The 23,780-nt window shown below is 71.0% G+C and carries 16 protein-coding genes; 5 read left to right on the forward strand and 11 right to left on the reverse strand.

What is annotated here, in order from left to right:
- Nucleotides 1-24: 24 nt before the first annotated feature.
- Nucleotides 25-1,377 (reverse strand): cytochrome P450, encoded by a 1,353-nt coding sequence (locus ACGFX9_RS08420; protein WP_393466730.1) that lies wholly within the window; start codon nt 1,375-1,377, stop codon nt 25-27.
- A 232-nt stretch (nt 1,378-1,609) separates the two neighbouring features.
- On the opposite strand from ACGFX9_RS08420, the gene ACGFX9_RS08425 reads away from it, so the two are divergent.
- Complete coding sequence (locus ACGFX9_RS08425; RefSeq protein ID WP_393466733.1) at nt 1,610-2,635, forward strand: 7-epi-alpha-eudesmol synthase; 1,026 nt, start codon at nt 1,610-1,612, stop codon at nt 2,633-2,635.
- 288 nt (nt 2,636-2,923) lie between these two features.
- On the opposite strand, the gene ACGFX9_RS08430 is transcribed toward ACGFX9_RS08425, so the two are convergent.
- Nucleotides 2,924-4,288 carry an FAD-dependent oxidoreductase gene (locus tag ACGFX9_RS08430; protein ID WP_393466737.1) on the reverse strand — a complete coding sequence of 455 codons (1,365 nt, stop codon included), beginning with the start codon at nt 4,286-4,288 and terminating at the stop codon, nt 2,924-2,926.
- Between the two features lie 283 nt (nt 4,289-4,571).
- Between ACGFX9_RS08430 and ACGFX9_RS08435 the strand changes: the two genes are divergently transcribed.
- On the forward strand, nt 4,572-6,017 hold the full coding sequence (locus ACGFX9_RS08435; RefSeq protein WP_393466741.1) for a glyceraldehyde-3-phosphate dehydrogenase: 1,446 nt from the start codon (nt 4,572-4,574) through the stop codon (nt 6,015-6,017).
- 68 nt (nt 6,018-6,085) lie between these two features.
- On the opposite strand, the gene ACGFX9_RS08440 is transcribed toward ACGFX9_RS08435, so the two are convergent.
- The 4 genes from ACGFX9_RS08440 to ACGFX9_RS08455 form a co-directional block, all read right to left on the reverse strand.
- Entirely contained in the window at nt 6,086-7,348 is a 1,263-nt protein-coding gene (locus ACGFX9_RS08440; RefSeq protein ID WP_393466744.1) for a PucR family transcriptional regulator, read from the reverse strand.
- A 75-nt stretch (nt 7,349-7,423) separates the two neighbouring features.
- Complete coding sequence (locus tag ACGFX9_RS08445) at nt 7,424-10,030, reverse strand: LuxR C-terminal-related transcriptional regulator (protein ID WP_393466747.1); 2,607 nt, start codon at nt 10,028-10,030, stop codon at nt 7,424-7,426.
- Between the two features lie 192 nt (nt 10,031-10,222).
- On the reverse strand, nt 10,223-11,119 hold the full coding sequence (locus ACGFX9_RS08450; RefSeq protein WP_393466750.1) for an alpha/beta hydrolase family protein: 897 nt from the start codon (nt 11,117-11,119) through the stop codon (nt 10,223-10,225).
- 147 nt (nt 11,120-11,266) lie between these two features.
- The gene (locus ACGFX9_RS08455; RefSeq protein ID WP_393466753.1) at nt 11,267-13,612 is read right to left on the reverse strand and encodes a collagenase; all 2,346 of its coding nucleotides are present in this window, start codon (nt 13,610-13,612) and stop codon (nt 11,267-11,269) included.
- Between the two features lie 329 nt (nt 13,613-13,941).
- On the opposite strand from ACGFX9_RS08455, the gene ACGFX9_RS08460 reads away from it, so the two are divergent.
- The 3 genes from ACGFX9_RS08460 to ACGFX9_RS08470 all read left to right on the forward strand — a co-directional run bounded on the left by ACGFX9_RS08460 (nt 13,942) and on the right by ACGFX9_RS08470 (nt 18,272).
- Nucleotides 13,942-14,613 (forward strand): GntR family transcriptional regulator, encoded by a 672-nt coding sequence (locus ACGFX9_RS08460; protein ID WP_393466756.1) that lies wholly within the window; start codon nt 13,942-13,944, stop codon nt 14,611-14,613.
- A 113-nt stretch (nt 14,614-14,726) separates the two neighbouring features.
- Nucleotides 14,727-17,426 (forward strand): discoidin domain-containing protein, encoded by a 2,700-nt coding sequence (locus ACGFX9_RS08465; protein WP_393466759.1) that lies wholly within the window; start codon nt 14,727-14,729, stop codon nt 17,424-17,426.
- A gap of 63 nt (nt 17,427-17,489) precedes the next feature.
- Entirely contained in the window at nt 17,490-18,272 is a 783-nt protein-coding gene (locus ACGFX9_RS08470; RefSeq protein WP_393466762.1) for a class I SAM-dependent methyltransferase, read from the forward strand.
- Here ACGFX9_RS08470 and ACGFX9_RS08475 read toward each other — a convergent pair.
- Genes ACGFX9_RS08475 through ACGFX9_RS08495 form a run of 5 tightly spaced genes read right to left on the reverse strand, consistent with a single transcriptional unit; the run spans nt 18,229 to nt 23,744 of the window.
- A complete protein-coding gene (locus tag ACGFX9_RS08475) occupies nt 18,229-20,043 on the reverse strand; it encodes a hypothetical protein (protein ID WP_393466765.1) in 1,815 nt (604 codons plus the stop codon). The genes ACGFX9_RS08470 and ACGFX9_RS08475 overlap by 44 nt on opposite strands.
- Nucleotides 20,040-20,645, reverse strand: a complete 606-nt coding sequence (locus tag ACGFX9_RS08480) for a hypothetical protein (protein WP_393466768.1) — start codon at nt 20,643-20,645, stop codon at nt 20,040-20,042. The genes ACGFX9_RS08475 and ACGFX9_RS08480 overlap by 4 nt, the downstream gene beginning before the upstream one ends.
- Entirely contained in the window at nt 20,642-21,508 is an 867-nt protein-coding gene (locus ACGFX9_RS08485) for a carbohydrate ABC transporter permease (protein ID WP_393466771.1), read from the reverse strand. The genes ACGFX9_RS08480 and ACGFX9_RS08485 overlap by 4 nt, the downstream gene beginning before the upstream one ends.
- Nucleotides 21,505-22,464: a carbohydrate ABC transporter permease gene (locus ACGFX9_RS08490; RefSeq protein WP_393466774.1), complete on the reverse strand. Its 960-nt coding sequence runs from the start codon at nt 22,462-22,464 to the stop codon at nt 21,505-21,507. The genes ACGFX9_RS08485 and ACGFX9_RS08490 overlap by 4 nt, the downstream gene beginning before the upstream one ends.
- The gene (locus tag ACGFX9_RS08495; protein ID WP_393466778.1) at nt 22,461-23,744 is read right to left on the reverse strand and encodes an ABC transporter substrate-binding protein; all 1,284 of its coding nucleotides are present in this window, start codon (nt 23,742-23,744) and stop codon (nt 22,461-22,463) included. The genes ACGFX9_RS08490 and ACGFX9_RS08495 overlap by 4 nt, the downstream gene beginning before the upstream one ends.
- Between the last annotated feature and the right edge of the window lie 36 nt (nt 23,745-23,780).

A 23,780-nucleotide genomic window follows, 5' to 3' on the forward strand; every position in this document is an offset into this window, starting at 1 on the left:
ACCTCGAAGAGCGGGGTCTTCGCGTTACGCCCGGGGCCCCGCCGTCATCATGAGCGTGCTGGGCCGCACTGTGGCTCGCGCCACCGGGCGTACCTTCTGGTTGGGTACCGGCTCCAGGCGCCAGGATCCGGCCATCGTCGCGATCGCCGTCGTCAGCTCGGTCAGTGCGAAGTGGTCGCCGATGCACTTGTGCTTGCCCGCGCCGAAGGGCAGGAACGCGCCGTCCGGCAGGGCCGCCTTCTGTTCCTCGTCCAGCCAGCGGTCGGGGTCGAAGCGCAGCGGATCGGGGAAGAAGGCCGGGTCGCGGTGCAACGCGTGCTGGCAGTACGCCAGTTCCGTGCCCGGCGGGATCTCGAAGTCGCCCAGCCGGATCGTGTCCAGGGTGCGCCGGGTGACGAGCCAGCCGGTGTGGTGCAGGCGCAGCGCCTCGGTGATGACGTTGCGCAGGTAGGTGAGCTCGGGGATGTCCTCGAACGTGACGGGGCGGCCGTCGAGGACCTCGTCGAGCTCGGCCTGGAGGCGCTGGTCGACCTCGGGGTTGCGGGCGAGTTCGTACAGGACCCAGGACAGGACGGAGGCCGTGGTCTCCGTGCCGGCGACGGCAAGGGTCAGGACCTCGGAGCAGATCTGGTGGCCGCTCATCGGCCGCCCCGTCTCCTCGTCCTCCGCGCGCAGGAGCATGGAGAGCATGTCCCCGGTGTCGTGCCCGGAGGCCCGCAGTTCGTCGACCGCGTGCCCGATGATGTCGCGCACGGCGGCCCGTGAGGCGTTGAAGCGCCGGTTGGCGGGCAGCGGCAGCTTCTCCACCCAGTCGGGGAGCATGACGCGCGTACCGACGCCGTTCATGACCACGGAGAGGTCGCGCCGCAGCCGCTGGAATGCCTGGTCGTCGAGGCTCGAGGCGAAGACCGTCGCCGCGAGCATGTCGAGCGACAGCTTCACCATCGCCTCGCGTACGTCGAGGAGTTGGCCGGGTGTCCAGGTGGCGACGGTCTGTGTCACCTGATCGCGCATGAGGTCGACGTACCGGGCGATCTCCGCGTGCCGGAAGGCGGGCTGGAGCTGGCGTCTCTTGCGTACGTGTTCGGCGCCGGCGGCGGTCACCACGCTGTCGCCGCCGAGGACTTGGCCCATCTTCTCGAAGAAGCGCCCCTTGTCCAGGCCCGGCGCCAGGTCGACCAGCATCTTGCGGATCAGCGCCGGTTCGTTGACGACGATCGTCGGCTGCTGCGGTTGGAGATGGATCCTGACCAGCGGCCCGTAGGCGCGCAGGGAGGCGATGAAGGCGAGGTTGTCGCGCAGGAGGGGGATCGCGTGGCCGAGCAGCGGGAGCGAACCCGCCGCAGTCGGTATGGGGGGCGGCGCAACGGTGGTCACGATGGCTCAGTGGCTCCTTCGGGTGATCCAGGTGCCGCCATGCATTCCCACCCCGTCCCCCGGGTCAACCCCCGCCCCATGGGCCACTTCTGACGCTCATGATGATCTCCGTCACAGCTTAGATCGTTTGCGGCAGGGGCAGTCTGCTAGCGCAGTTGATCTTCAACCGAACATTCGTCCGCATGCAGGGTGCAAGGGGGGGCTCCGCATGCGCATTTCTAGGAGAACGTGAATGCCGCAGGACGTCAGGTTCGACCTCCCCTTCACCACCCCCGTCAGCGAGCACCTCGAGTACGCGCGCGAGCGGCATCTGCGCTGGGTGAAGGAGATGGGTCTGGTCCGAAGTCAGGCCGGTTTCGAGGAGTACGAGAGTTGGGACCTGCCCCAGGCCGCGATACGCACGTATCCGTACGCGTCCGCCGACGACATGGTCGTCCTGATGAACTGGTTCTCCCTGGCCTTCCTCTTCGACGACCAGTTCGACGCAGGGCGCCCTGACCGCGCCGACCGCATCGCGGAGGTGGCCCGCGAACTCATCGCCACGCCGCTGCGCCCCGCCGGGAGCGAGCCGCGCGTCGTCTGCCCGATCACGGTGGCCTGGGCCCAGGTGTGGGCTCAGCTGGCGGACGGCATGTCGCTGGCCTGGCGGACGCGGTTCGCCGCCTCCTGGGGGCGGTTCCTGGTCGCGCACTCCGAGGAGGTCGACCTGGCGGCACGGGGTACGGCCCTCGGGCTCGACGCGTACACGGAGTTCCGGCGCCGCACCGTGGGCATCCACCACAGCATCGACGCGGGTGAGCGCAGCCGCCGCTTCGAGGTGCCCGCTCAGGTGCAGGCGCATCCGGTCATGATCGGGCTGCGGGACGCCGCCGCGGACACCATCGGGTTCATGAACGACATCCACTCCTTCGAGCGCGAGAAGCGCCGCGGAGACGGCCACAACCTCATCACCGTCCTGCGGCACGAGCGCGGCTGCTCCTGGGAGGAGGCCGCCGACGAGGCGATCAGGATGACCACGGAGCGGCTGCGGGACTATCTGCTCTTCGAGGAGCGGGTGCCCGCCATGTGCGACGAGCTCGGCCTCTCGCAGGAGGGGCGTGACCAGGTGCGGATGGGCGTGGAGGCCACGCAGCACTGGATCAACGGCAATTACGAGTGGGCCCTGACCACGGGCCGGTACGCGGCGGACAAGGACAGCCCCGCGGCCCTGGCCGAGGAGCAGGGCCGCGGCTCGCTCGACGACCTGCTGACGGTCTGACGCGGCGCTCCGTCTGTAACAGAGCCTGTAACAGAGCACCGTCGGGGGGGCCCCGGGGGGGGGGGGGGGCCCCCGGGGGGGGGGCCCCCGCCGGGGGGGGGGGGGCCCCCCCCCCCCCCCCGGGGCGGCCCCCCCCCCCCCCCGCGGGGGGGGGGGGGGGGGGGGGGGGGGGGGGGGGGGGGGCCCGCCCCGCCCCCCCCCCCCCCCCGGGGGGGGGGGGGGGGCGGGGCCCGCCCCCCCCCCCCCCCCCGCCGCACTGCGGGAGCCTCACCCTGCCGTCGCCGCCCCCTAGGCGCCGCTCGCCTTGAGCATGTCCTCGCGCTCGACGATCTTCACGCGCTCGCGCTCCTCCGCCGCGCCGAGCGCCTTCTCCGCGGCATCGAGGCGGTACCAGCCCTCCCACGTGGTGAAGCGGACGTTCCGCTCGTTGAGGAAGGCGTCCACGGCCGCGGGCTCGGGAGCCTCGGGCGTGTGGAGGCGGGCGTTCGCGTGGTCGTCCAGGAGGCTGGCGACCGTTTCGTTGGCGTCGCCCTTGGTGTGGCCGATCAGGCCGACGGGGCCGCGCCTGATCCAGCCGGTGACGTACGTCGACCGCAGGTGCTCGCCGGTCTCCTCGATGACCCGGCCGCCCTTGTCCGGAACCGTGCCCGACTCGACGTCCCAGGGCAGCTTGGGCAGTTCGTCGGAGAGGTAGCCCACGGCGCGGTAGACGGAGGCGACGTCCCAGTCCTTGAACTCGCCGGTTCCCTTGACGTTGCCGGTGCCGTCGAGGGCGGTGCGCTCGGTGCGCAGGCCGACGACCTTGCCGTCCTCGCCGAGGATCTCGGTCGGCGACTCGAAGAAGTGCAGGAACAGCTTGTGCGGCCGCTCGCCGACGTCGCGGATGGCCCAGTTCTCAAGGGTCTTGGCGACCATGTCGGCCTGCTTGTTGCCGCGCCGCGTCGCGATCGAGCCGTCGTCGTAGTCGATGTCCTCGGGGTCGACGATGACCTCGATGTTCGGGGAGTGGTCGAGCTCCCGCAGCTCCATCGGGCTGAACTTGGCCTGCGCCGGGCCGCGGCGGCCGAAGACGTGGACCTCCCGCGCCTTGTTGGCCTTCAGGCCCTCGTGCACGTTCGGCGGGATCTCGGTCGAAAGGAGTTCCTCCGCCGTCTTGGCCAGGATGCGGGCCACGTCGAGCGCCACGTTGCCCACGCCGAGGACGGCGACCTTCTCCGCGTCGAGCGGCCAGGTCCGCTCCACGTCCGGGTGCCCGTCGTACCAGGAGACGAAGTCGGCGGCGCCGTACGAGCCGTCGAGGTCGATGCCGGGTATGTCGAGCGCCCGGTCGGCCGTGGCCCCGGTGGAGAAGATCACCCCGTCGTAGAAGGTGCGCAGGTCGTCCAGGCTGATGTCGCCCGGGTAGTCGACGTTTCCGAAGAAGCGGATCTGCGGCTTGTCGAGGACCTGGTGCAGGGCCGTGACGATGCCCTTGATCCGGGGGTGGTCGGGGGCGACGCCGTACCGGATCAGACCGAAGGGCGCCGGCATCCGCTCGAAGAGGTCGATCGACACACCGGGCTCGACCGCCACTGCGGATTTCAGCAGCGCGTCGGCGGCGTAGATGCCGGCCGGGCCGGCTCCGACAATGGCTACCCGCAGAGGGCGAGACATGATCAGGTTTCCCTTCGAGGATGACGTGGGGCTCGTCGGGAAGCCTAAACTAAGGCAATCCTAAGTTAGTACTCGGGTTGGACCTATGACCCCATAAGCCAAACTTATGGGCACCCGTAGGCGGTGTTTGAACCGCACGGGCACCCGAGGGGCGCTCCGCGCCTGCGGGCCGTCGCCGTCCGCCTCCGATTTCGCCCCTCCCGCAGCACAGGCGGCACCGATTGCATGATCAAAGTGGCAGGGGGTTAGCATATGAGCGCCGCCTAGCTCGAAAGATAAACCTGTGACTGTCAATGACGACTCGTTCACCAACTGGAAGAACCGCGAGGAGATCGCGGAGTCGATGATCCCGATCATCGGGAAGCTGCACCGTGAGCGGGACGTCACCGTCCTGCTCCACAGCCGCTCCTTGGTGAACAAGTCGGTGGTCAGCCTCCTCAAGACCCACCGATTCGCCCGGCAGATAGCCGGTGAGGAACTCTCCGTCACCGAGACGCTGCCGTTCCTCCAGGCTCTGACCACCCTCGATCTCGGCCCGTCCCAGATCGACATCGGCATGCTCGCCGCGACGTACAAGTCCGACGACCGCGGTCTGTCGGTGGCGGAGTTCACCGCCGAAGCCGTCGCCGGTGCCACGGGCGCCAACAAGATCGAGTCCCGCGAGGGGCGCGACGTCGTCCTCTACGGCTTCGGCCGCATCGGCCGCCTCGTGGCCCGGCTGCTCATCGAGAAGGCCGGTTCCGGCAACGGCCTGCGTCTGCGTGCCGTCGTCGTCCGCCAGGGCGGCGAGCAGGACATCGTCAAGCGCGCCTCGCTGCTGCGCCGTGACTCCATCCACGGCCAGTTCCAGGGCACGATCACCGTCGACGAGGCGAACAGCACGATCATCGCCAACGGCAACGTGATCAAGGTGATCTACGCCAACGACCCCTCCGAGGTCGACTACACGGCGTACGGCATCAAGGACGCCATCCTCATCGACAACACCGGCAAGTGGCGCGACCGCGAGGGGCTCTCCCAGCACCTGCGCCCCGGGGTCGACAAGGTCGTCCTGACCGCGCCGGGCAAGGGCGACGTCCCGAACATCGTGCACGGCGTCAACCACGACATGATCAAGCCGGACGAGCAGATCCTGTCCTGCGCCTCCTGCACCACCAACGCGATCGTCCCGCCGCTCAAGGCGATGGCGGACGAGTACGGCGTCGTGCGCGGCCACGTGGAGACCGTCCACTCGTTCACCAACGACCAGAACCTCCTGGACAACTTCCACAAGGCCGACCGCCGCGGCCGTTCCGCCCCGCTGAACATGGTCATCACCGAGACCGGTGCCGCATCCGCCGTCGCCAAGGCGCTGCCCGACCTCAAGGCGCCCATCACCGGCAGCTCGATCCGCGTCCCGGTGCCGGACGTCTCGATCGCGATCCTCAGCCTGCGGCTCGGGCGCGAGACCAACCGCGAGGAAGTCCTCGACTACCTCCGCAACGTGTCGCTGACCTCGCCGCTCAAGCGTCAGATCGACTTCACCAGCGCGCCCGACGCGGTCTCGAACGACTTCATCGGCTCGCGCCACGCCTCGATCGTCGACGCGGGCGCCACCAAGGTCGACGGCGACAACGCGATCCTCTACCTCTGGTACGACAACGAGTTCGGCTACTCGTGCCAGGTCATCCGCGTCGTCCAGCACGTCTCCGGCGTGGAGTACCCGACGTACCCGGTGCCGGTGGCCTGATCCCGGCACACGCACGATGAGGCGGCGAGCGGATCCCGGCAGGGGTCCGCTCGCCGCCTTTCGGCCGTTCATCCGCCGAGCAGCCTGCGCGCGCCCAGGGCGAGCGAGATCTCCACGAGGTCGCCGACCCGGGTGAGGCTGCGGCCGGTCAACTGCTCGACGCGGCGCAGCCGGTTGAGGACGGTGTTGCGGTGGCAGTAAAGGCGGGCGCCCGCGCGCTGCGCCGAGCCGTCGCTCTCCAGCCAGACGACGAGTGTGTCGAGCAGAAGGTCACGGTCGGCCGGGTCGAGGGAGTGCAACGGGCCGAGGACCCGCTCGGCGAGGGCCTCCGCGAGCTCGGGTGACGAGACGACGAGCGCGTCGGGCAGCCGTTCGTCCAGGAGTACGGTGCCGCCGCCACGGGGGCAGGCGCGCAGTGCGGTGTCGGCGAGCCTGCGGGCGTGGGGGACGGCGGCGAGTCCGGTCACGGGCGATCCGACGCCTGCCCGGGCGCCGGACCGCAGGGCGAGACCTGCGGCGAGCCCGGAGAGTTCGGCCGCCGGGTCTCCCTCGGTGTCGTCGAGGAGGACAAGGACGTACTGGGTCCCGGAAGCGGAATGGCGCAGCATCCGTGTCCCGGTCGGCAGCGTGAGGCCGCTCTCCTCACCGGCCAGGGCGATCACGGCGTACCACCCGTCCTCGGGCATCCCCAGGACGTCGGCGGCGGTGGGCAGGTCGGTGAGGCGGGCGCTGCCGTCGAGGAGGCCCGCCGTCAGCAGCCGCAGCCGGTTCTCGTGCTGCCAGGCCATCCGGCGCTCGGTGCGGCGGTAGGCCTCGGCGACGACGCCGCAGTGCTCGTCGACGAAGTTCCAGACGTCCGTGGCGACATGGATGAGCAGCCCCATGTCGTCGGGGTTGCCGCGCGAGACCTCCTCGACCAGGCCCTGCCACACCAGCGCGCCGCCGAGCCGGAAGGCGTGCAGCAGCGCGTCGAGCGGAAGCCCACGTTCGGCGCGCACCGCGGCGATCTGGACGGACGTGCGGTGGGCGGCATCCCGGGTCTGTCCCGGCTGGAGGAGCGAGGTGACGCTGCACCGCAGGGAGCGGTGCACCTCCTGCCACACCTCGGTGGGGTGGGCCTCGATGTCCGCGCGGTAGGCGGGCTCCTGCTCGTGCAGCTCCGCGACGAGCCGGTCGGTCATCGTGGCCAGGTCGCGCAGCAGGACGCGGGCCGCGCGGTGCAGCACGGCGACCGCCTCGGCATCGAGGAGGGAGCGTGAGCCCGGTACGAACGGGGCGAGGGCGGGCACTTCATGCAGGGGCCCGACCCGTGACCGCAGAACGTGTGGCATGGGGCCTCCACGGGGAGTGTGCACACTGCCGGATCTTCCTGACGCCCGAAGAATGGCATACCGCCCGGTCGGTACCTAGAGGTGTGCGGCAATCTCCTCATCACGGTCCGGCAACCCCGTGTCACCGGCGAGGAGCCGCGACAGCTCGACGCGGGAGCGTACGCCGAGCGCCGCGAACACATTGCGCAGGTGATGGTCGACGGTGCGGTGACTCACCGAGAGGCGGACGGCCACCTCGCGGTTGGTGGCTCCCTCCGCCACATGACGGGCGATACGTTGCTGCTGCGGGGTCAGTGCCGCCAGCGGACCGGGTTCCCGCTCCCCCGCCACCGCCTCGCCCGCGGCGCGGAGTTCACCGCGGCTGCGGTCCGCCCAGGCGCGCGCCCCGCACCGCTCGAAGGACACCAGCGCGTCACGCAGCGGACCACGCGCCTCGCGGGTGCGGCGCCTGCGGCGCAGCCACTGCCCGTACAGGAGCTGCGTACGGCCGCGTTCGAACTCGCCGGGCAGGCGGTCGTGGTGCGCCAGGGCGTTCTCGTACGCGGCGGCCGTCTGCTGCGGTGGTGCCAACAGGGCGTGGCAGCGGGCAAGTTGGGCCGGGGCGAGCCGGTCGGCGGTGGCCTCGGTCCAGCGGGTGAACTCGGCCGTGGCGTCCCGGGCCTCCGCCGGGCGCCCGGCCTGGACGGCCGCTTCGACGAAGCAGGGGACGGCCAGCATCCTGACGGCAAAGTGCCCGCCTCGCGGTCCCGGGGCGACCAGCGGAGCGAGCCGCGCCGCCGCGTCGCCCGGGCGCCCCGCGGCGAGGTCCGCCCGGGCGACGGCCCAGACTGCGAGCGTTGCGGCCTGAAGGAGACCGTGCGGTCCCGCGCCCGCCGCCGCGGTCGCGGCGTGCGCCGCGCAGGCTTCCGCGTCGCCCTCCACGGACGCGGCGAGCGCGAGGACGGCGTGCAGGGAGACCGCCACGTTGGGCTGACCGGTGCGGTGTGCGGCCCCGAGCCCTTCGAGGGCGTGCGCCCGGGCGCTGGTGTGGCGCCCCGCGCGCAGTTCTCCGTAGGCCAGGTGTTCCAGTGCGCGCGGCAGCAGGACTTCGGGGCCGTAGGCGCGTACGGCGGCGAGCGCCCGGGAGCCCGCGGCGCAGGCGGTCTCCACCTCGCCGACGACCAGGGCGGCGGCGCCGGCGCGCAGCAGCCGGGCCGGATCGCTCGTCCTGGGTACGTCGTCCAGGCAGCGGCGCAGCAGGGCATGGCCCTCGGCGGTGCGGCCGGAGAAGACCGCGCACATCCCGGCGCGGTACGCCTCCAGGGACGGGTCGTCGGCGCAGGCGGGCAAGCGCGCCATCGCCTCCCGGTAGGCGGCGGCGTCGCCCATCGCCCAGGCCGCCTCCGCGGCTCCGATCAGCGCATGGCGGGCGCGTTCGGGCGGGAGCAGCAGGGCGGCGGTGAGCAGGTCCTCCCTGGCGTCGTCGGCGGGCCCGTCGGCGAGGGCGAGGAGTCCGCGCACCCGGTGGACCCCGCCGTGGCCGAGGGCGGCGCCGGTGCGGGCCAGCAGGGCACGGGCCCGTACGGGATCTCCTGACAGGCGGGCGGCTTCCGCGGCCTCGGCGAGCCGGTCGGTGCGCAGCGCGGTGTCGGCGGTGAGCGTGGCGGCGCGGGCCAGGGCGGCGGAACGCTCGGCGTGGGGGCGGGGCGCGTCCGCCGCCGCCGCGAGGGCGCGGGCGAGCCGCGCGTCATGATCTCCCGCCGCACAGGCGAGCTGGACCAGGCAGGAGAGGCGGTCCCGGCAGGCCGCGGCGAGGCGGGTGTGGGCGGCTCTGCGGCGGGCGAGCGGGGCCCGGCGCAGGACGGCGCGGCGCAGCAGCGGGTGGGTGAAGTGGATGCGGCCGCCCGCTCCGAAGAGGGCCCCGGCGGCTTCGGCGGGCGCCAGTCCCGAGAAGTCGCCGCCGGCCCGCAGCACCAGGGCGAGGTCCGCGCCCGCGCCGTCGGGCTCGTGCTCCCCCGCAGCCGCGGCGAGCAGCAGCAGGGCGCGGGCGGGCGGGGGCAGCATGTCGACGCGGGCCGCGTAGGCGTCGAGGACGTCTTCGCCGCCGGGCAGGGAATCGGGCAGGGGGGTGCGCCCGGCGAGCTGGTCGGGGGTGAGGGCCGCCACGAGCGCGGTGAGCAGGCGGGGGTTGCCTACGGCCTCGCGGATCAGCCAGGCGCCGACGACCGGGTCGGCGTGGAAGTGGGTGAGCCGCTGGAGCAGGGCGGTGGCCGCGCTGTCGTCCAGCGGGCCCAGGCGCATGGTCGGCAGTCCGGCGAACTCGTGGGCCGCGGCGGGGTGTTCGTCGATGGTGAGCAGTACGGCCACGGGTCTCTCGGCGGGCAGCCGGCGCAGGTCGGCCAAGAGGGCGGTGCGGGCCGCGGGGTTCCAGGTGTGGGCGTCGTCGACGCAGACCAGCAGCGGGCCCTCCTGCGGCAGCGCTGCCGGAGCGGGCAGCTGGACCGAGGGCACGGGGGCGCAGACCGCCCGCGCGTGTTCCACGAGTGCGGTACGGCCGAGGCCGGGTGAAGCGGACAGCACGAGTACGCCACCCCGGCCCGCCCGTACACGACCCACCAGGGCTTCCACGGCGGCGATTTCCTCGCCGCGGCCGTGGAGCTCGGGTGGCCTCAGCGCACTGGATACGGTCGTCGAAGGGGTCACGCCCGCACGTTACTTCCGCGTAACACTGGCCGGAAGCCCCGCGTCCGCGGCCCTGGGCACGCAACCAACGACGGCCGTGTCCCGATGTGCGCGGGCACAATCAGCGACAGTCCGAGGGCGGTGGCGCACGCGCGTCGTCCGCCGCCGGTTGCCCGGCGACGGACGGTGGGATTCCTTGACGGAACGTCAGGATCAGGAGGTGTGCGGGCAGTTGCCCCGGTACTCCTCGATTGTCAGGCTCGGCCTCGGCAGCGGGCAGAGGAACTGCTCGTAGCGGGTGTCGTCGTCGATGAACCGCTTCAGCCAGGAGATGCTGTACTTCGCGATCGTCGTGTTGGACGAGTTCGGCGTGAAGTGGGTGGCGCCGTTGAGCTCCAGGTACGCCTTGTCCAGGGTGCTGGGCAGCGACTGGTAGAACGGCTCGGAGTGGGTGGCGACGGGGGCGACGGTGTCACCGTCCGCGCCGACGATCAGTGTCGGCGTCTTCAGCTCGGGCCAGGTCGTGTCCGTGTTCCAGCCGGTCAGCGGGATCGCCGCCTTCAGAGACGTACGGCTCTTGGCGGCCTCCAAGGTGCCTCCGCCGCCCATCGAGTGCCCCATCACGCCGAGCCGTGACGCGTCGACCCGGCCGCGCACCGAGCTCGACTTCGTCAAGTAGTCCAGCGCGGCGAGCAGTTGGCGGCCCCGGCTGTCGGGCTGGTCGAGGGTGGTGTTGGTGTCGATGGTGAAGACCACGAAGCCCTGCGAGGCGAGCCGCGGCCCGAGCCAGGCGATGCTCGACTGGTAGGCGGTGAAGCCCGGCGCGATGGCGACCGCGCCGAACGTGCCGTCGGCGGTGGACGTCGGGTAGTAGATGGTGCCGCCGCCGAAGCCGGAGACGCCGAGGGAGGAGACGCTGGTCTGCGAGACGGCGTACGAACCGCGCGACGCCTCGATGCTGGAGACGCTCGGTGCCGGGCCGCGCTCGTAGGGATTGTCGGCGGCGGCCTGGGCACCGGGCGCCATGCCGGTGCCGAGCAGACCGGCGGCGGTCAGCGCGGCGGCCAGGAAGGCCCGCACCACAGGGCGGGAGAAGACGTGCGATTGCACGGAGGGGTTCCTCTCGGTCGTGGCGGAGCCACGCGGGAGGCGAGAGGTACGCCCCGGTGGAGGCCGCCGTGTTGGTTGGCGGTCCCCACCGTGGCGGTACTGACGGCGTGCCGACATCGGCGAAATCACCGGTGTCGTGAGGAAGGGTCAGCCGCGCAGCGGGCCCTCACAGGTGTAGTCCGAGGTTCCGGCGCGTCCGCCGGTCCAGAGGTCCACCTCGCCGAAGGCGCAGTTCATGTCGGTGAGGTTGTTGTCGCCGCCTCTGGCGCGGTCGAGGATGTAGGCGTCGACGGTCTCCGACATGTCCTTGAAGACGAGGTCGGGGTTGGTCGCATCGTTCAGATTCGCGGTGATCCGGCCGGTGCACACGAACCGCGGGCGCGCGGGCGCGCTGGTGGAGCGGCAGTCAGGTGTGATGCCGGTCGTCGACACGAACGAGGAGCGGACCTGACCGGCCGTGCTGTCGCGCAGGCGGTCGACCGGAACGTACTTCGTGTCGGGGACGAACAGGTCGTCGACGTGTGCGATCTGTCGGTCGAGGAAGGAGTCGTACGCCCTCTGCAGGCCTGTGTCACGGCCCAGGCGGCCGCGCCAGGTGTCGAACGCGCTCGGGGCGTCGGAGCGCAGGTGGCGGTACATCTCCTTGATCAGCGCGGGGCGTTCGGTCCACAGGAACTCGAAGAACGTGCCCGCGTAGTCGTAGAAGCGGAAACCGTCCCCCTCGTAGGTGGCGTGCAGCAGCTGGTCGACGGTCATGCGCGGCCCGCCCTTCGCGGTGTCGTCGATGACCCCCTGGATCAGGGACTTGCGGACCTTGATGCCGTCGTCGCGCGTGGCCCCGTCGAAGAACTCGGCCGTACCCTCGTCCATCGCGGTCGTCCGGTCACCCTCGTACCACGGCCCCTCGCCGAAGGAACCGGGCACCGCCCACCGGCCGTTGAGGTAGTGCGTGTACTCGTGCCGGAACAGTTCTTCGAGGGTCAGCGTGGAGTCCTGGGGGACGCGCCGCTGGTAGGTGTAGAAGGTCGCGCCCTTCTCGATGTAGACGCCGCCGTTGTCGGTGCCCATGCCGGTCAGCAGCGGGTGGAAGTTCTCGTAGTCGGCGCGTGAGGCGTACAGGACCGTGTTCAGGGTGGTGTTGGGGTCGCCGCCGAGCGGCTCGTGGGTGCCGACGACGCGGTGGAACTGGGCCTTGACCTGCTTGCTCGCGTAGTAGAGCTGGTCGACGGTGGCACGGTCGAGGGCGGTGCGCACCTTCATACCTCCCACGTCGTACGCGTAGGTCCGCGGGAAGAGACGACGCTCGATGTCGTCCTTGCAGACCTTGTACGGCTTGCAGGCGTCGAACTCGATCAGCCAGGTGACCACCTTCACCCACGGCGCGCTGCGGTCACCGAAGTTGCGGGCGGTGGTGTCCAGGAGCGGGCCGAGCCCGGCGACGATCTCGGGGCGCAGGGCGTCGATCTGACCCATCCGGCCGTACTCGCTCACCGCGTCACGCACCACCCAGGCGTTGGGCTTGCCCTTGAGGTGGGTGTGTCCGGCGAACGCCTTGAAGGCGGCGCGGTAGGAGGGGTCGGCGGCCACCGCGCCACGGAAGGCGGTGTCCTGGTTGCCGGGGTGGACGCCGAGGTAGTTCAGGGTGAGCGCGGAGAGCGCGGCGCCCGCCCAGCTCGTGTCCTGGGCGGTGTCGGGGTGGGCGGCGTCCATGGTCGCCAGGACCCGCTTGACGAGCGGGAGTTGGTGCTGGCGCAGGCCGGGCGCGCCGGCCGCCGTCAGTGCCTCGCGCAGCGTCTCGGCGTTCGAGCGGGTGGCGTCGAAGGCGTGGGCCGCTCCGCCGAAGGCGTCCACGGCTCGTCGCATGGCGTCCAGGGTCGACGGGTCGGTGATGTCGACCTCGTCATGGGAGAAGGCCTGGTAGGAGACGGCATGCAGATAGGTGAACATCTCAAGCAGGTGGCCCCTGTTGCTGCCGTCGTGTGCTGCGGCGAGCTGGGTGATGCGCCGGGAGACGGCCTGGATGTGCGCGGGCGACATGAGCGGCGCGAGGCGTCTGTCCCAGGTCCAGATGAGTCCGCGCAGACAGCCGTCCGCGGTGACGGCCGGATCGGCGAGGAAGTCGGCGAACTGGGTGGGCGTAAGGCCGGTGACACCGTCGAGGGTGCAGGGCACCGAGGCCTTGCCGATGGTGGCGCGGGGCACCTCGGTGGTGGCCTTCGCCTTGTCCGTACGGGGGCCGGGGACGCGGCCGTCGGTGAGTGCGGCCGGGGCGGGGAGCTTTAGGGCCGCGGGCTTCGGGGCGGTGGCCCGGCGGTCGACCTGGTCCAGCGGGTTCGGCGCCGCCTCGGGTCCCGGCGCGGCGGTTGAGGCGGCGGCCGGGCGCCGGTCGGGAGCGGGGGCATCCGCGAAGGCGGCCGGTGCGGCCGTGGCGCACAACGTCACGGATATCGCCGCGACGACCACGGATCTGCGCAGGGTACGGGGCTTGTGCACGACAGGCTCCTGATGTGTGGGAGGTGGGGCAAGCGGTGCGTGCGCATGACGCGGGGGCTCGCGGCGTCAACGGCCGGCCAGCCAGGGGTACTTGAGGAGCGAGGGTCACGCCATGTGATGCGTAACGTAGTAATGTGAAATGGTACTGACAACCCCTCAGACGCCGACAGGCTCACAACTCCCCTGCCGCATCCGTGCGTTCAGCCCGTCGGCGCGCTCTGACGGCGCACCAGATCCAGGGGCGAAAACAATGTGACCTTGTACGCTGGTGAACGACTCGGGGCGGGCGCGCGGGCCACGACCTGCGGGGCCACGAAGGGATCACCACCATGGGCCACCTCACACAGCGCACCCTCGTCACTCCCCGGGAGCGGCTGCGCGATCAGGTCGCCCACCATCTGCGGGCCGCCCTGATATCCGGTGAACTGCGGCCCGGCGAGGTCTACTCGGCGCCCGTGCTCGCCGAGGACTTCGGCATCTCGGCCACACCCGTACGCGAGGCCATGCTCGATCTGGCCAGTGAGGGCCTGGTGGAACCGGTCCGCAACAAGGGCTTCCGCGTCACCGAGGTCAACGAACGCGACCTCGACCAGTACACCGAGATCCGCACCCTCATCGAGGTCCCGATGATCGGCCGCATCACCCGGTCCGCGTCGCGCGCGGAACTGGAACAACTGCGCGCCGTGGCCGATGAGATCGTGCGCGCCGCCCGCGACCACGACCTCATCGGCTATCTCGAGGCCGACCGGCGGTTCCATCTCTCCCTGCTCTCGCTCGGCGGCAACGACCGGCTCGTCGAGACCGTCGGCGACCTGCGCAAGCGCTCCCGCCTCTATGGACTGACGACGCTGGACGAGCGCGGCCGTCTGATCCCGTCGGCACAGGAGCACATCGAGCTCCTGGACCTGATGGTGGCGGGCGACGCCGAGGGGGCGGAACAGTGCATGACCCGACATCTCGGGCATGTTCGCTCGCTGTGGGCCCAGGACGCCAAGGCGTAGGACCTACTCACGGGTTCGTTTGATTCTTCAACACATCGCGCGATTCGTTGACGCGGACCGTTCACATCTTTATGGTCGCCTGACCTTCCCCGGCGACCCCGCAACGGAGCACAATGAGGTCCCTCCCCCGCACGGCCCGGTTCGTCGCACCCTTCCTCGTGGGTGTGCTGGCGGCGGCCGTTCCCCCCACCGCGGCGGCCGACATCGCGTCCCCGAGAACCGAGAAGCCGACGACGCCCGCGTCCTCCCCCGATGACGACTGGACGCTGACGTCGCACCGTATCGACGCGAAGGACACGTACCACGCGTTCGTCGGCAACGGCTATCTCGGCCAGCGCGTCGCGCCCAACGGCACCGGCTACGTCGCGTCCGGCGGCAAGACCGGCTGGCCCCTCTTCACCCCCCGCTACGACGGCTCCTTCGTCGCCGGGCTCTACGCGCACAACCGCAAGACGGCCGAGAACCGGCAGGTCGCCGCGGCCATCCCCACCTGGACCCCGCTCACGGTGTCCACCGGCGGCCCCGCGTCCGAGACCTTCACCTCCGCGACGCCCGCGAGCCGCATCTCGCACTACAAGCAGAGCCTCGACCGGCGGCGCGGTCTGGTGCGCACCTCGCTCACCTGGACCGCATCCGACGGCCGGGCCACCGACCTCGTCTACGAAGTCCTCGCGGACCGCGCCGACCCGCATGTCGGCGCCGTACGGCTGCGCGTGACGCCGCACTGGAGCGGCGGCGCGAAGGTCACCGACCGCATCGACGGGCGCGGCGCCCGGCGCGTGACGCCCACCGGCGGCGGGGCGCGGTCCGGAGGGCGGACCATGGCCGTGGGGTTCCGCACGGACGGCACGAAGACCGACGGGGCGGTCGCATCGACGCTCCGGGCCGAGCGCGGGACACGTACAGGAAATGAACAAAGGTCGGCTCCCGCACGTGAGTTGAGCGCCCATCAGTCCGTCGGTCTCCCGGTCCGGTCCGGCCGGACCTACGAGCTCACCAAGTACGTCGGCGTCGACACCTCACTGACCTCGCGCGCTCCCGAGCGCGACGCCGTCGAGGCTTCCCGGCGCGCGGCCGACCGCGGCTGGGACGCGCTGTTCGCCGGCCATACGGCGGCCTGGCGCGAGCTGTGGCGCGGCGACATCGAGGTGGCCGGGCGGGGTGAACTCCAGTCGTGGGTACGGTCCGCCCAGTACGGTCTCCTTTCCGGCACCCGCACCGGCTCGGCCGACAGCATCTCCCCCACCGGCCTGAGCAGCGACAACTACGCCGGTCTCGTCTTCTGGGACGCCGAGACGTGGATGTACCCGGCGCTGCTCGCCGCCCATCCCGACCTCGCCAAGTCCGTGGTGGAGTACCGCTACCGCACGCGGGCCGGTGCCCGCGCCAACGCGGAGAAGCTCGGCCACCCCGGTCTCTTCTACCCCTGGACCAGCGCGAGCAAGGGCGACCTGAAGTCCGAGTGCCACAGCGTGGACCCGCCGCACTGCCGCACCCAGAACCATCTGCAGAGCGATGTGGCCCTGGCCGCCTGGCAGTACTACCTCGCCACCAAGGACACCCACTGGCTGCGCACCCGCGGCTGGCCGGTGATCCGAGGGCTCGCCGAGTTCTGGGCCGACCGGGCCACGCGCAACAGCGACGGCAGCTACTCCATCAAGGACGTGGCCGGGCCCGACGAGTACAGCAACGGCGTCGACGACGGCGTCTTCACCAACGCGGGCGCCGCCACGACCCTGCGCACCGCGAGCCGCGTCACCGAGATTCTCGGCGAGGGCGCCCCCGCGGAGTGGAACACCGTCGCCGACAAACTGCGCATCCCCTACGACAAGAAGAAGCAGGTCTTCCAGCAGTACGACGGCTACAAGGGCTCGGTCATCAAGCAGGCGGACACCGTGCTGCTGATGTATCCGCTGGAGTGGCCGATGTCGAAGAAGGCCGCCACCAACACCCTCGACTACTACGCGGCCCGTACCGACCCCGACGGCCCCGCCATGACCGACTCGGTGCACGCCGTCGACGCCGCCGCCACCGGCGAGCCCGGCTGCTCCGCGTACACCTATCTGACGCGTTCCATCCGGCCCTTCACCCGCGGTCCGTTCAACCTGTTCTCGGAGGCGCGCGGCGACAAGGCGGGGGCATCCGACCCGCTGTCGGGCTCCCCTGCACAGAACTTCACGACGGGGCAGGGCGGTTTTCTCCAGGTCTTCACCAACGGCCTGACCGGGCAGCGGATGCGCGAGGACCGCGTGCAGCTCGATCCGATGCTGCCGCCGCAGCTGGCTGAGGGCGTCAAGCTCAACGCGCTTCACTGGCAGGGTCGTACGTACGACATCGCCATCGGCGCCCATGACACCACCGTGCGGCTCATCGACGGCGAACCCTTCGAGATCGAGACGCCCCAGGGCAAGCAGATCGTCAGCCAGGGCGCGCCCGCCCACATCAAGACCCGCCGCCCTGACCTGGAGCCCACCTCCAACCTGGCCAGGTGCCAGGCGGCGAAGGCGAGTTCGGAGCAGCCCGGCCAGTACGCGGACGCCGCTCTCGACGGCAGCGGCGCCACAGCATGGGTCCCCGAGGCCGCCCGAGCCAAGCTCACCGCGGACCTCGGCAAGGTGTCGCACTACTCGCGCGTCACCCCGCACTGGACGGACGTACGCCCCACCAAGCACACCGTGGAAACATCACGCGACGGAAAGCACTGGAAGGCCGCCGCATCGGATGGGGGCACGGCCCGCTACATCAGGGTGAAGCTGACTTCCGCTGACGCGAAGAAGCCCGCCGGCATCGAGGAGTTGACCGTCACGCGATAGCCGCGATAGCCGCGAACGGGCGGCGAGGGGCTTCCCCCGCCGCCCGTTGGTAGCCTGCCGGGCGTGGCAGACGAGGCTTATGGGAATCCACGGCTTGCGGCGCTCTACGATCCGCTCGACTCGGACCGGGGCGATCTGGACGTGTACGCGGCTGTCGCCGATGAACTGAGGGCACGTCAGGTGCTCGACGTGGGCTGCGGCACGGGCACCTTCGCGCTGCTCCTCGCCGACCGGGGTCTCGCGGTGACCGGCGTCGAACCGGCCGCCGCCTCCCTGGGTGTCGCGCGGGCCAAGCCCGGCAGCGATCGCGTGCGGTGGATCCACGGCGACGCGACGGCGCTCCCGGAGATGCGAGTGGACCTGGCCACCATGACCGCCAACGTGGCCCAGGCGATCGTCGACCCGGAAGCGTGGGAAAGCACCCTGCGCGGGATCCACGCCGCCCTGCGGCCCGGTGGCCACCTCGTCTTCGAGACGCGGGACCCGGCCCGTCGGGCGTGGGAGGAGTGGACCTGGGCCGCGACCCACCGCACGGTCACCGTCGATGGCGTCGGCCCGGTCGAGACCTGGGTGGACGTCACCGACGTCAGCCTGCCGCTGGTCTCCTTCCGCCACACGTTCCTCATCACCGCCACGGGCGAGACCCTCACCTCCGACTCGACCCTGCGCTTCCGTGAGCGCAGCGAGGTGGAGGCCTCGCTCACCGCGCACGGCTACGTCGTGGACGAGATCCGCGACGCCCCGGACCGGCCGGGCAAGGAGTTCGTCTTCCTCGCCCGCCGCCCGCATTCCCGCGAGCCGCTCAGCGCAGACTCATCCGATACGTCAGCGGCGAGCGACCGGTGATGAGGACCCGGATACCCGCCGGGGTGAGGGAGCCGTTCATCCAGGTGTAGCGCTCGCCCGGGTCGATCACCGGTGGCTGTTTGCCGCCCTTTCCATTGCCGGGGCCGAACGTGATCCGGTCCTCGCCGACCGTGTAGCTCGCCTCGCCGCTGACGAGCTGGTAGGTGTCCTCGGCTCCGGCGACCGGCTCCAGGCCCTCCCCCGACAGCTTCCCTCCGCGCCGGAAGCACAGCTCGATGGCCAGCGGCACCGCGGAGCGCGACACGTCGAAGGACAGGTCCCAGCCGCCGTCCTCCGTCTCGCGCACCAGGATCTCGGTGCGCAGCGCGCGGTACTCCTTGGGGCGGTGCGGGAAGTCCATCGCCGACCAGAAGCGGCCGTCGTCGGTGAGCGGGTAGAGCCCGTCCTTGCGGCGGTGGCGGCGCGGCAGCGGCTGGTGGAACGCCGCGCGGACCTCGGCCGCCAGGCGCCAGGCGTCGCCCTCCCGTTCAAGGCCATCGGACCGGAAGGGGCCCAGCGAGAAGAACTGCGGGGCAAGCCGCAGCGAGTCGAGGATCGCGGCGCCTTTGCGCATCTTGAAGAACGTGGGGTTGGTGGAGAGGCCCGACGAGATGGCGTGCACCTCGGGCAGGTCCGTGCCGCCGAAGATGCTCGCCGCCCGCTCGCCACGGCGGACCCGCACCAGGCCGCAGCTGTCGTCGTGGTGCTCGAAGTCGGTGGGGAGGGCCTCCGCCGGCGGCAGTTCGCGTGCAAGCTCGGGGCGGTCGAGTACCTCGGCGAGCCGGTCGCCCAGCGGGGTCTCGCCGAAGTTCTGCCCGGCGCCGCGCTCCCGCAGCAGCGCGGCGACCGCCGCGAACTTCCCGTTGCCGTCACGGATCGCCAACTCCCGGTACTGGAGCCAGAACTCGGGCAGTTGACGCAGCGCCGCCTGGTCCTGGCGGCGCGAGTGCACGGACTCCACCTCGCCGTTCGGCTCGGTGACGTAGAGCGAGGCGGTGAGGTTGTCCCGTACGTGTGCGTACAGGTCGCGCCGGTCGTGAAAGCGGGCGATGGTCAGCAGGGCCGGGTTGGTGACCACCGCCGAGTAGGTGGGGCTGCGCTCGCTGTACTCGCCGCCCGGGAGCTGGTCGATGCCCTCCGCGAGCCAGGCGTCGATGCGCCTGGGGTAGGAGGGGTCGGGCCAGCGCCGGTGGATGCGGGAGAGCGCGGAGCACACAAGCCAGCGGTGGTTGGCGGTGTGCACACCGCCGTTGGCCAGGCCGGGGCCTGCCTTGCGCAGGATCCCTTCGACCGTGGACCGCAGTTTCCGGGTGGCCGGTTCGCCGTCCTTGTCGAGCAGGGCGTACGCGATGTTGAGATCGACGACGGAGAAGGCGGTGTCGGGCGGTGAGTGGACGGCGCCCTGGTCCCACAGTCCGTCGTCGTACTGCTCCTCGGCGAGCGCGTCCGCGAGTTCTCGCAGCGGGCCGAGGAGCTCGTTGTCGTGGTGGTGCGCGGATCCGGTGTGTACGTGGACGGAGGTGAGGGTGCGCAGGCTGCGGGCGGCGGCTCGGGCCTTGCCCATGTCACGGAGGTCGGTGATGTGAGCGGCGTATCCGTCGAGGACGGCTGTGGCTCGCTTGTCGGCGGCCGTGGTGAGGAAGTCGACGAAGTCCCGGTCCGGTTGCGGCGGTTGGGGCGCGGCACTGGCCGTCGCGGCGGCTGGCCCGCCGGATGCGCCCGCGATTCCCGCGGCGGTGGAGGTGGCGATGAAGGTTCTGCGGGCTATCACGCTGTCTCCCCTTGGGGCATGCGTACGTGGCGTACGTCGATGGCGGTGAGGGCCAGAGCCAGCGGCCCCGGCACGAGGAACGCGAGCGGCAGCATCATCCAGGCGCACAGCACGGCCGCCGCGAGCGCGAGCAGTACCAGGACGCTGCCGCCCACGTCCCGCGCCGCGTCGCCGGCGGCGCCGCGCACCGCGGCGGGCCAGTCGGTGAGCGACTCGGGACGTGCGCAGGAGCGCAGCGCCACGACCACGGCGCACACGCCGATCACCGCCGCCGCCACGGCGAAGACGCGGGCGCCCGGCAGTCCCACCCCGGCAAGGGCCAGGTCCGCCAGGAACAGCAGCGCTCCGGCCACTGCGAAGGCGCCCGCGGCGAGGTCACCGGAACGGAACCGTTCACGCAGCAGCGTCACGTACCGCCCAGCCGTGGCGGGTTGATCCTCCCCGGTGCCGCGCACGATCGCGCAGGCGGTGGAGAGCGCCGCGGGAGCGGTGATGAGCGGCAGACAGGCCAGGGCCGTGACCACGCCCAGGCACAGCACGTCCGCGAAAAGGGTCATCCGCGGCCCGAATATCTCGCCCGTCTCGCGGGCCCGCACGCTCATCCCTTGACTCCGGAGTTGGCCATGCCCTCGACCAGGAAGCGCTGGAAGGCGAGGAAGAACAGCACGATCGGAAGGAGCGCGATCACCGACATGGCGAACATCGGGCCGAACGCCGACTGGCTGGAGGCGTCCACGAACGACCGCAACGCCAGCGTCAGCGTGAACTTCTCGGGTGAGAAGAGATAGATCAGCTGGGTGAAGAAGTCGTTCCAGGTCCAGATGAAGGTGAAGATCGCGGTGGTGATCAGCGCGGGCCTGGTCAGCGGTAGGACGACCAGGAAGAAGCTGCGGAACGGACCGCAGCCGTCGATCCTGGCTGCCTCCTCCAGCTCGCGCGGCAGACCGCGCATGAACTGCACGATGAGGAAGACGAAGAAGGCCTCGGTGGCGAGGAACTTCGGCAGGATCAGCGGCCAGTAGGTGTTCACCATGCCGAGCTGGTTGAAGATGATGTACTGCGGGATCAGGACGGCGTGGTGCGGCAGCATGATCGTCGCGATCATGAAGGCGAAGAGCGGCCCGCGGAAGCGGAAGCGCAGCCGGGCGAACGCGTAGGCCGCCAGAGAGCAGCTGAGTACGTTGCCGAGGACCGCGCCGCCCGCGATCAGCAGGGAGTTGGAGAGCAGCCGCCCGACGGAGACGTCGTCCACGCCGTCGAGCGCGGTCGTGTAGTTCGACCACTCCAGCTTGCCCGGCAGCAGGTTCAGGCTGGCGATCACCTCGTCGGCGGGCTTCAGCGACGTGGCGACGAGCCAGGCCAGCGGATAGAGCATCACCAGGAGCGCGGCCAGGCATCCGGCGTGCAGCACGACGCGACGCCAGGGAAAGGGCCGCGGGCCCGCGGTGGTCGTGGTGGTGGTCATCGCTCCCCCTCGTTGGCGTAGAAGACCCAGGAGCGCGAGGTGCGGAAGAGCACCGCGGTCACGACTCCGATGGCGATCAGCAGGACCCAGGCCATGGCGGAGGCGTAGCCCATGTGGGAGGCGACGAAGCCCCGGTCGTAGAGGTAGAGCGTGTAGAAGAGGGTGGAGTCGGCGGGGCCGCCCTTGCCGCCGCTGACCGCGAAGGCGGGAGTGAAGACCTGGAAGGCCTGGATGGTCTGGAGCACCAGGTTGAAAAAGAGGACCGGCGACAGCATCGGCAGTGTGATGGAGAGGAACTGCCGCCGCCTGCTCGCCCCGTCCACCGCGGCGGCTTCGTAGAGCTCGGCGGGGATCTGCTGCAGGCCCGCCAGGAAGATCACCATGGGGGCGCCGAACTGCCAGACGGTCAGGAGCGCCACGGCGAACAGTGCCCAGCCGGGGTTGTTGACCCAGCCGCCGGTGTGGATGCCGATGCCGGACAGGAGGTTGTCGACGGTGCCGCCGTCGTTGAAGACGGCCCGCCACACCAGGGCGATCGACATGGAGGCGCCGAGCAGCGAAGGGGCGTAGAAGGCGGACCGGTAAAAGGCCCTGCCGCGCTTCATCGACTTCAGGGCGAGCGCGACGGCGAGGGCGAGCGCCAGTTGCAGCGGCACGGCGATCACGACGTACAGCAGAGTCGCACCGACGGAGCGCCAGTAGCGCGGGTCCTCGGTGAACATCTGGACGTAGTTGCGAAAGCCCACCCAGCGCGGGGCGTTGAACAGGTCGTAGTCGGTGAAGGAGAGGTACAGCGACACGGCCATCGGAAGCAGGGTCAGGACGATCGCGCCGAGGACCCAGGGCGAGAGGAACACCCAGGCGGCGCCCTCACGCCGGAGCCTGCCGCGGGTCTTGCCCGGTGGCGCCGGGCTCTTCGCGGGAACGGCCTTCACGGGTATGTCGGTGGTGGTCATGACCTCAGCTCCGCCTTCGCCTCGGTGATGAAGTCCTCCGCGGCCTCGCGGGGTGTCATCTGCTCGAACGACACCTGGTCGTAGTCACGTCCGAAGGTGGTCTGCAGGGAGGTGTCGCCCGAGGGCGGCGCCTTCGGCGGGGCCTTGAGGCTGCCGTCGACGGAGTCCTGGTAGTCGGCGACGGTTCTGTCGAAGTCCTTGAGCTGGGGCCCGATGTCGTCGCGGATCGGTTCGTTGACCGGGATGCCGCGGGAGGCGCCCAGGATGTCCGCCGCCTTCTTGTCGTTGATCATGAAGTCGATGAACTCGGCGGATTCCTTCGGGTGTTCCGTGGTGGCCGCCGCGCCCATGAACATCGAGGGCTTGAAGTACTGGCCGGGCGTGCCGTCCGTGCCCGACGGCATGGGGGCCAGGGTCAGGCCTTCGCCGACGATCGCCGTGTAGCCGCTGGCGGGCGCGTCCCAGTTGAAGTCGGAGACCGCCTTGCCGCGGGCCAGCGGCTGGTTCTCCACCGATCCGTCGAGCTGGGTGGTCTGCTGGGCGGGCGACACCGCGCCCTCCCGCCGCAGCTTGTCGGCGAAGGTCCACCAGCGGGTCAGATCATCGGCCGTGAAGCCCAGCCTGCGGTCCTCGGTGTACAGGGTCTTGCCCTGGCCGCGCAGCCAGACCTCGAAGCAGTCCTCGCTCTGCCCCGGATCGACGGAGCCCGGCTTGCCGGTCTCCTTCGCCAACTCCCGCATGGCGTCGGCCCAGTCGTCCCAGGTCCAGCCCTTGCGTGGGAGCGTCACCCCGGCCGCCTTCCACTGCTTGGCGTCGTACACGACGGTCTCGGTTCCGCGGCCCTGCGGGATCGCGTACTGCGTGCCGACCACGACTCCGGTGGCAAGGAGCCCCTCGTCGATCTCGTCGGTGCGCAGGGCCTTCTTCTGCTTTCCGAGGTCGAGGAGGATGCCGCCGGCCGCGTACTGGTCGATCTGCCGGTAGTCGAGCTGCATGACGTCGGGGGCGTCGCCGCCCGCCGCCTGGGTGGCGAGCTTCTGCTTGTACGCCTCATAGCCGGCGAAGGAGGTCTGCACCGTGATCCCGGGGTGCTCCTTCTCGAACAGCGCGACGGCTTCCTGGGTGCGGGCCGCCCGGTCGGGGTTGCCCCACCAGGTGTAGCGCAGAACGGTCTTGCCGCCGCCGCCCGAGTCTTCCGGGCCGCCGCAGCCGGTGAGCAGCGCGCTGAGCGTGAGCACCGCGGCCGTCGCGCAGGACCACGTTGTCCTGTTTCCGGGCATGCCGATGACACCTCTCCTTCCGGGGGTCTTTATGGA

Origin of the sequence: Streptomyces sp. NPDC048436, assembly GCF_043200355.1 — a bacterium.
Classification (GTDB): Bacteria; Actinomycetota; Actinomycetes; order Streptomycetales; family Streptomycetaceae; genus Streptomyces.

What these genes read in the sequence shown, in the direction of transcription:
- ACGFX9_RS08480 (WP_393466768.1), bottom strand. Translation starts at nt 20,645, where the DNA reads ATGAGCGTGCGGGCCCGCGAGACGGGCGAGATATTCGGGCCGCGGATG.
- ACGFX9_RS08490 (WP_393466774.1), bottom strand. Translation starts at nt 22,464, where the DNA reads ATGACCACCACCGACATACCCGTGAAGGCCGTTCCCGCGAAGAGCCCG.
- ACGFX9_RS08495 (WP_393466778.1), bottom strand. Translation starts at nt 23,744, where the DNA reads ATGCCCGGAAACAGGACAACGTGGTCCTGCGCGACGGCCGCGGTGCTC.
- ACGFX9_RS08465 (WP_393466759.1), top strand. Translation starts at nt 14,727, where the DNA reads ATGAGGTCCCTCCCCCGCACGGCCCGGTTCGTCGCACCCTTCCTCGTG.
- ACGFX9_RS08425 (WP_393466733.1), top strand. Translation starts at nt 1,610, where the DNA reads ATGCCGCAGGACGTCAGGTTCGACCTCCCCTTCACCACCCCCGTCAGC.
- ACGFX9_RS08430 (WP_393466737.1), bottom strand. Translation starts at nt 4,288, where the DNA reads ATGTCTCGCCCTCTGCGGGTAGCCATTGTCGGAGCCGGCCCGGCCGGC.
- ACGFX9_RS08440 (WP_393466744.1), bottom strand. Translation starts at nt 7,348, where the DNA reads ATGCCACACGTTCTGCGGTCACGGGTCGGGCCCCTGCATGAAGTGCCC.
- ACGFX9_RS08460 (WP_393466756.1), top strand. Translation starts at nt 13,942, where the DNA reads ATGGGCCACCTCACACAGCGCACCCTCGTCACTCCCCGGGAGCGGCTG.
- ACGFX9_RS08485 (WP_393466771.1), bottom strand. Translation starts at nt 21,508, where the DNA reads ATGACCACCACCACGACCACCGCGGGCCCGCGGCCCTTTCCCTGGCGT.